This window comes from Peterkaempfera griseoplana (genome assembly GCF_001418575.1).
Classification (GTDB): domain Bacteria; phylum Actinomycetota; class Actinomycetes; order Streptomycetales; family Streptomycetaceae; genus Peterkaempfera; species Peterkaempfera griseoplana.
Genome location: NZ_LIQR01000365.1, coordinates 26,890 through 34,581, shown reverse-complemented (window position 1 = coordinate 34,581; position 7,692 = coordinate 26,890). Strand labels below are relative to the sequence as shown.

The following is a 7,692-nucleotide window of genomic DNA, read 5'->3' as shown; positions in this document are numbered from 1 at the left end:
GCCGCGGCGGCGAGGCAGGCGGCCGCGGCGGCCACGGCGATGGCGGAGCTGATCCGGCGGCTCACTTGGCGGACCCCTTCTGCGACTGGGCCCAGGCCGACTCGAACTCGCTGCGCGCCTTGTCGGCGCCCTTGCTGCGGTACTGCTTGACCATGTCGTCGAAGGCGCTCATGGGCTTGCGGCCGGCGAGGATGTCGTTGACGGTGTCGGTCCGCAGGGTGAGGAGGGTCCCGTTGCTGCTCTCCCAGGTCGGGGAGTACAGCCCCACGGTCGGGTCCTCGATCACGCGCCCGATCTGCTTGGACAGGGCCTCGTGGACGTAGCGCACGCCCTGGGCGGAGCCGGAGTCGAAGAGTGCCTGCGGGGGCGCGGCGATGTACTTCCACGGCACGGCGGTGTCCTGCGTCCCGGTGTCGTTGAGCACCGGGTTGTCCTTGTCGTCGCGCTGGTAGTCAACGCCCTCCACACCGTACGCGATGAGGGTGTACTCCTCCGAGCCGAACGGTGAGGCGGCCCAGTTGGCCACACCGAGGGCCTGCTTGACCTTCTCCTCCCCCGCCTGCTTGATCAGGGTCATCGCGAACATCACGTTGTCCGGCCAGGAGACGGCAGTCCTGCCCGGGGCCATGAAGGGCCGTACGTCGAAGGTCGGGTCGATCTTCTTCATGGTGGCCAGGTGCCCGGTGGGGCCGAGGTAGCCGGGCAGGCCGTCGTAGACGTACGCGGCCTTGCCGGCCTGGAAGAGGTTGATGTACTTGGCCTTCTGCATGCCGGCCGAACCCGGGTAGTACACGCCGGCCTTGTTGAGCCTCGCGACGTACTCGATCGCGGCGCGGTACTCCTCGGTCTCGACGTCGGCGGTGAACTTCCCGGTGGCGTGGTCGACCTGCCAGTAGTAGGGGGCGCCGAACATCTTGACCGCGATGTTGGTGAAGCCGGTCATGATGCCGTAGACGCCGTCCTTGGGACGGGTGACCTCCTTCATCAGCTCGAAGAACGCATCCGCGTCGGCGATCTGGTCCAGGCTGGTGACACCGGCCCGCGCGAACAGGTCCGCCCGGTAGAAGCCGTCACCCCCTGTGATGCTGCGGGGAATCGGCAGGCCGTACAGCTTGCCGCCGATCAGGCACTGCTTCCAGATAGCGTCCGGGATGTTGGCCAGGTTGGGGTAGTCCCTGGCCTTGTCCCCGGACAGGTACGGGGAGAGGTCGGCGCACTTGGCCTTGGCGAATGCGGGGAGGTTGTCGACGCCGCCCTGGTACACGAACATGTCCGGCAGGGCGTCGCCGGCGACCATGGTGCTGAACTTGGTCGGCCAGTCGTCAGCCGCGACGACCGTCCAGTCGATCTTTCCGCCGAGCCGTTCCTCGATCGCTCGCCATGCGGCGTTCTTCTCCCGGGCGGGCGGCGGCGGAAGAAAGGACATCTCGGCGATGCTCAGCGTCTGACCGCTCAGCGGCGGCTTCTGCACGGCGCGGAACAACTGCTTCGGGTAGGTGAAGAAGCCCTGCGGCACACCCGCTGCGGTGCCCGGCAGGTCGGGCTTGAGGGTGCTGCTGATCGCCTGGTACGTGGGAAGGGTGACCTCGAGGCCGTGGGCCTTGGCCTGGGTGGTGGAGCTGCCGCAGGCGGTCAGCGCCGGTCCGGCGGCGGCGGCCACGCCGATGGCGGCGCCGAGTCGGAGCAGACCTCTTCTGGAGAGCACAGGGGAGGTGGACACGTCGGAGACTCCTCGATTCTTGGGCGCGGGGGATGTCAGCCCTTGACGGCGCCGGTGAGGACGCCCTTGGTGAAGTAGCGCTGGAGGAAGGGGTAGACGCACAGGATGGGGACGAGCGCGACCACCAGCACGGCCATCTGGACGGCCTGCTGTGGTGCGGGGATCTCGCCCGCGGCGGCCTCGTGAAGTGACTGGCCGCCGATGACGAACGAGCGCAGGACCATGGGCAGCGGGTTCTTGGCCGAGTCCTGCAGGTAGAGCAGCGCGTTGAAGAACGCGTTCCAGTAGCTGACCGCGTAGAACAGGGTGATCACGGCGATCGCGGCCTTGGACAGCGGCAGCACGACCCGGACCAGGATCCGGAAGTCGCCGGCGCCGTCGACCCTGGCGGAGTCGAGCAGCTCGCCCGGCAGACCCATGAAGAAGGACCGGAGCACGACCAGGTTGAAGGCGCTGACCAGCGAAGGGAGCACCAGAGCCGCGAAGGAGTTGTACAGGCCCAGCGACTTGACGGTGAGGAAATTGGCAATGATGCCGGGGTTGAACAGCATGGTGAGCAGAGCCACCATGAGGATCACCCGGGAGCCGGTGACCTCCGGCCGGGACAGGCCGTAGGCCATGCCCACGGTGACCAGCACACTCGCCGCCGTGCCGCACAGGGTGATCCCGAGACTGACCAGCAGGGCCCGGGAGACCACCCCGCCGGCGAAGATCTCCCGGTAGGCGTCGAGCTGCGGGTGGGTGGGGATGAGCACCAGGCCGCCGTTGACGGAGATGGTGGCCTGGTCCGACAGGCTGGTGCCCACCACGCCCACGATGGGGTAGATCACCGCGAGTGTGATCAGCACCAGCAGCAGGGCCTTGGCCGCCCGGCCGACCCGCGACGGGGACTCCACCCAGGCCGGACGGGCGTTCCCCGACCGGCGTGCGGACATGGTCTCAGCGGGCAGCGCCACGGTACACCCCGTCCTGGCCGAAGAAGTGGGCCACCTTGTTGGCGCCGAGGACCAGCGCCGTGCCGATGAGCATCTTGACCAGGCCGACAGCCGCCGCCGGCCCCCACTGCCCGCTCTTGATGCCGTGGTAGTAGACGTAGGTGTCGAGGACCTCGCCGGCATCCGGGCCCACCGCGTCGCGCTGCAGCAGGACCTGCTCGAAGCCGGTGGAGAGAATGCTGCCGAGGTTGAGCACCAGCAGCAGAATGATGATCGGCGTGATGCCGGGCAGGGTCACGTGCCACGTCCGGCGCCAACGGCCCGCACCGTCGATCGCCGCCGACTCGTACAGCTGCGGGTCGATGCTGAGCAGGGCGGCCAGGAAGATGATCGTGCCCCAGCCGGCGTCCTTCCAGACCGACTCGAGTGTGAGCAGCCAGGGGAACGCCCCGGGATCGGTGGTCATGTCGTACCCCGGCAGACCGAGACTCTGCAGCACGTGCGTGAGCACTCCCGTGCCGCCGAGCAGCTGCTGGAAGACGGAGACGATGATCGTCCACCCGATGAAGTGCGGCAGGTAGACCACGCTCTGGACGAAGCGCCGCACCCTGTCCCCGACGAGGCTGTTGAGCAGCAGGGCCAGTGCGATCGGCACCGGGAAGTAGAAGACCAGCTGGGTGAGGGTGATCTGCAGCGTGTTGGCGACCGCGGACCAGAAGGCGGGGTCGGAGAACATCGCCTGGAAGTTCGCCAGCCCCACCCAGGCGCTCTGCGCGAACCCGAGATACACCTCGTAGTCCTTGAACGCCGTGAGGTAGCCGAACAAGGGCGCGTAGTGGAAGACCAGGAAGTACAGCAGGCCGGGCAGGGTGAGCAACAGCATCACCCTGTCGCGCTTGAGACGTTGCCGCAGGCTGAGCCTGGCGGGACGGGCCCGGGACAGGGCTGAGGCGCCCTGGCGGTCGGATGACCGTTCGGTGCGCGGCAGAGCGGGCGCTGAGTCAGCCATTGAGGGTTCCTCATTCCGGCGGAATCCTGCGGGAGTTGATGCGGCAAGCTAGTAAGCGTTTTCTTAAAAGTCAACACTTCTCGTCGCTACATCCAGAACCCCGGTAGCAACGACGACTGCCACCCGGGGGTGGCAGCACAGCATGCCGAGGTCATGGCCGCCCGGTCCCGTCGCTGGCGCGCTTGACGCTGCCGCCAGGGACTCCCTACCGTGCAGCATCGCAGTATCCGTTTACTACGGGAGTTCATATGCCCACCGCTGACGAGGGGTCATCCGGATCCACGGGGGCACCCTTGCGCCCCGTTCGCCGGCCGCGGACCGCCCTGGCCATGAGTCCCGACCTGCCGGACGACCTCTTCCCGCCCGTCGTGCGTGCCCGTCTCGAACAGATCACGGAGCTGCACTCGGCGGAGGTGCTCGACGACTTCGGCACCGCGCACGCGGCCTCCGTGCTGGCCGACACCGAGGTGCTGCTGACCGGCTGGGGATGCCCGCGGATCGACGGGTCCGTTCTGGACAGGTCGCCAGGGCTGCGTGCGATCGTGCACGCCGCCGGCACGGTGAAGCCCTTTCTGGCACCCGAGGCCTTCAGCCGGGGCGTCCTGGTCTCCTCCGCTGCGGCGGCCAACGCCCTGCCCGTGGCCCAGTTCACCCTCGCCGCGATCATCATGGGCGCCAAGCGCGTCTTCCCGATCTCCCGCAGCTGCGCCGACCGCCGCACCGGCCGAATCGAGGCCGATCTGGCCCGCCCTCTCTGGCTGGGGAACGCAGGGCTGACCGTCGGCGTGGTGGGCGCCTCCCGCACCGGGCGCCGTGTCATCGAGCTACTGCACCAGGTCCTGGAGGCGGAGGTCCTGCTCTACGACCCGTACGTGGGCGCGGCGGAGGCCGCCGCCCTCGGCGCCACCCCCATGGATCTGGACCCCCTGATGGCAGCGAGCGACGTGGTCACCGTGCATGCGCCCGACACCGCCGAGACCCGGCATCTGCTGGACGCGAGACGGCTCTCGCTGATGCGCCCCGGCGCACTGCTGGTCAACACGGCGCGCGGCCGGCTCGTGGACACCGAGGCCCTCACCCGACACCTGGTGGCCGGCCGACTGGACGCGGTCCTGGACGTGACCGACCCCGAGCCGCTCCCCGCCGGCCACCCGCTGTGGGAGCTGGAGAACGTCCTGCTCACTCCGCATCTGGCCGGCGCCCAGGGCAATGAGGTCGCCCGGCTCGGCGCCTCCGCCGTAGAGGAGATCGCCCGGTACGCCGCGGGGCTGCCGCTGCGCCACCCGGTGCTCGCGGATGACATGGGGCACATCGCATGACCACCGGCGGCCGACACGCAATAGGCTCCTGCACGGAAGGAGGTGAGCGCGGTGCCCCGGGGCGCTGAACAGGCGGCGATCGAACAGCGGCGCGCCACGATCAGGGACGTGGCCGAGCGTGCCGGCGTGTCGACGGCGACGGTCTCCCGGGTCCTGAACCGCAACTACCCGGTGGCGCAGGAGACCCGCGAGCGGGTCGAGAGCGCCATGCGGGAGCTCGGCTACGTGGTGAACGCGCACGCCCGCGCCCTCGCCGGCGCCTCCAACCGCACGGTGGGGATCATCGTCAGCGAGATCGTCGACCCCTTCTTCGCCTTCATCGCACGCGGCGTCGAGCGTGAGGCGGCCCGCACCGGCCGGCTCTGCCTGGTGTGCTGCACCGAGGGCGACCCGAAACGCGAGCTGGCCTTCGTCGACCTGCTGCACGAGCAGCGCGCGGACGCCGTGGTGCTGGTGGGCGGGAGCATCGCCGACCGCACCTACACGGCGGAACTCACCCGCCGGGCGCAGGAGCTGCACGCGGGCGGCGCCTCCCTGGTTCTGTGCGGCCGCCCCTCGCTGGGGGGACGGGTCCCGGCCGCCGCCGTGGAGTACGACAACGAGGGCGGCGCCTTCGCCATCACCGACCACCTGCTGAACCAGGGCCACGAGCGGATCCTGTACCTCGGCGGCCCACCCGGGGTCTCGACCACGCGCGACCGGCTGGCCGGATACCGCAGGGCCCACGAGCTGCGGGGGGTCGCACCCGACGACGACCTGGTGCACACGGGAGCCTTCAGCCGGGGCTTCGGCTATCGCACCATGCGCGACCTGCTGCGCCGCCGACGGGACTTCACCGCGGTCTTCGCGGCCAACGACATCGTCGCGGCGGGGGTGGCCCAGGCGCTGGAGGAGGCGGGCGTCCGCATCCCCGGCGAGGTCTCACTGGTGGGTTACGACGACGTGCCCGTGGCCGAGGAGATGCGGCCGAGGCTGACCACCGTCCACATCCCCCTCGAGGAGATGGGCCGCCAGGCCCTGCGGCTGGCGCTGCCCAGCGAGGACGACGACGACTGGCGGGCGCCCAGTACCGGCGTGCTGCGACTCGGCACCCACATCGTGGTTCGGGAGTCGGTGGCTCCCCGCACCCCCGGCCGGGCCCGTCGCGGCTGACGGCCCCGGCTCTGCGCCGGCCCGCCCCGATGTGAGCGCTTACTGGCTGCTCGGATTGATGAACGCGTCTTGATGCATAGAAACTGATGGAAACTTTGCCGAGTCTCTTGCCCTGCATAGCAAACGCTTACATGCTGTCCGGCAGTCGACCGCACACCAACCGCAACCCCGCCCCCAGGGAGACCGGATGCGCAATCCTCCTGCCGTCAGCCGCCGTACCGTCCTCGCCGGGCTGGCCGGTGCCGGTGCCGGTGCCGCGAGCCTGCTCGGCGCCTTCCCCGCGCGAGCCGCCGCCACCGAGGACGTCGGCGCCACCGTCACGGTGACCGCCCGCCCCTCCGCCGAAAGCGAACGGCTTCGGCTCGCCCAGGCGCTGCGCGGCAGCGAGTTCAACTCCACCGGCCTGTACGTCCCGCCGGCAACCGAGCTGACCCTCAACGTCCTGCCGTACGACGAGCTGGTGCCCACCCTGTGGATCGGCCTGTGGGACCTGTACGGCCAGGTCAAGGAGGTGCGCAGCTACCCGCTCAAGCCCGGCGCCAACCGCGTCACCGACCCGTACGGCGGTCCGGTCTACCTGACCCTCGCGGGCAACGGGGACCGGGCGGCGGTGCAGTTCCGCTCCGGGGCGGTGCGGATGCCCGCGTTCGACCTGGGCTCCACCACGGAGGCCGCGTACCAGGCGCAGCTGGACGCGCTCACCGACGTTCCGTACGTCGAGCTCACCGCCCCGCACACGATCCTCACCCTCACCCGGGACGGCGCGCTGCTCTACCGCGACGAGGACCACACGGCGCTGCTGGAGCTGCTGGAGACCATCATCGCCTCGCACGCGGCGATCAGCGGCCTCGACGGCTCCTCGCCGCTGCACGTCCGCAAGGCCGGCCCCTACCACTTCACCGAGGTCAGCCAGGTCCCCACCGGAGTGGGCGCCTACGCCACCCACGGCTACAACGGCTTCCCCCGCTCCTACCTGGACCGGGCCACCACCGTGCAGGGCCTGGGCACCCGCGGCTGGGGCCTTTACCACGAACTCGGCCACCTGCACCAGCAGATGGCGTACAAGCCCACCGGGCTCACCGAGGTCACGGTGAACATCTACTCCCTCGCCGCCCAGCGGACCCTCGGCCAGTCGTCCAACCTGCTCACGGTGAACGCCAAGACCGGCCTCAACTACTTCCAGTCCGCCCAGCCCAAGCTCGGCACCGCGGGCCTGGCGTACGAGACCTCCTTCAGCTCCTACGAGAAGCTGGTGCCGCTGCGCCAGCTGGAGCTGGCCTTCGGCGACGACTTCTGGCCGCGGCTGCACAGGCTGGTCCGCGAGGAGAACCCGCAGTCGGACTGGACCGAGACGGCCAAGCGCTACCGGGCGCTCGCCACCTACTCCAGCCGCATCGCCGGCTACGACCTCACCGACTTCTTCGTCAACCGCTGGGCCTTCCCGATCGACGACACCGGCAGGGCGGAAGTGGCCGCACTCCGGCTGCCCGCGCCGCCGGTCGACCCCAGCGCACTCAGCGACTGACACCACCACCGACGCGAAGGCCCCTCGGAAGG

Annotated in this window: 6 protein-coding genes; 3 read left to right on the top strand and 3 right to left on the bottom strand. The window is 69.8% G+C overall.

Translation table 11 applies throughout. The features are described 5' to 3' along the window. Positions 1–61: 61 nt before the first annotated feature. From AOK09_RS25725 to AOK09_RS25715, 3 genes are read right to left on the bottom strand one after another with little or no spacing between them, the layout of a single operon-like run. Positions 62–1,720, bottom strand: coding sequence for an extracellular solute-binding protein (locus AOK09_RS25725; RefSeq protein ID WP_055589626.1), 1,659 nt, complete (start codon positions 1,718–1,720; stop codon positions 62–64). Between the two features lie 35 nt (positions 1,721–1,755). After that, positions 1,756–2,616, bottom strand: coding sequence for a carbohydrate ABC transporter permease (locus AOK09_RS25720; protein ID WP_055589628.1), 861 nt, complete (start codon positions 2,614–2,616; stop codon positions 1,756–1,758). 43 nt (positions 2,617–2,659) lie between these two features. Beyond that, entirely contained in the window at positions 2,660–3,664 is a 1,005-nt protein-coding gene (locus AOK09_RS25715) for an ABC transporter permease (protein WP_055589625.1), read from the bottom strand. Between the two features lie 329 nt (positions 3,665–3,993). Between AOK09_RS25715 and AOK09_RS25710 the strand changes: the two genes are divergently transcribed. The 3 genes from AOK09_RS25710 (at position 3,994) to AOK09_RS25700 (ending at position 7,660) form a co-directional block, all read left to right on the top strand. After that, positions 3,994–4,983 (top strand): hydroxyacid dehydrogenase, encoded by a 990-nt coding sequence (locus tag AOK09_RS25710; RefSeq protein WP_107101451.1) that lies wholly within the window; start codon positions 3,994–3,996, stop codon positions 4,981–4,983. A gap of 108 nt (positions 4,984–5,091) precedes the next feature. Continuing rightward, positions 5,092–6,135, top strand: coding sequence for a LacI family DNA-binding transcriptional regulator (locus tag AOK09_RS25705; protein ID WP_407675437.1), 1,044 nt, complete (start codon positions 5,092–5,094; stop codon positions 6,133–6,135). Between the two features lie 187 nt (positions 6,136–6,322). Continuing rightward, complete coding sequence (locus tag AOK09_RS25700) at positions 6,323–7,660, top strand: M60 family metallopeptidase (RefSeq protein ID WP_055589623.1); 1,338 nt, start codon at positions 6,323–6,325, stop codon at positions 7,658–7,660. The last annotated feature ends 32 nt before the right edge of the window (positions 7,661–7,692 follow it).

What these genes read in the sequence shown, in the direction of transcription:
- AOK09_RS25715 (WP_055589625.1), bottom strand. Translation starts at nt 3,664, where the DNA reads ATGGCTGACTCAGCGCCCGCTCTGCCGCGCACCGAACGGTCATCCGAC.
- AOK09_RS25710 (WP_107101451.1), top strand. Translation starts at nt 3,994, where the DNA reads ATGAGTCCCGACCTGCCGGACGACCTCTTCCCGCCCGTCGTGCGTGCC.
- AOK09_RS25700 (WP_055589623.1), top strand. Translation starts at nt 6,323, where the DNA reads ATGCGCAATCCTCCTGCCGTCAGCCGCCGTACCGTCCTCGCCGGGCTG.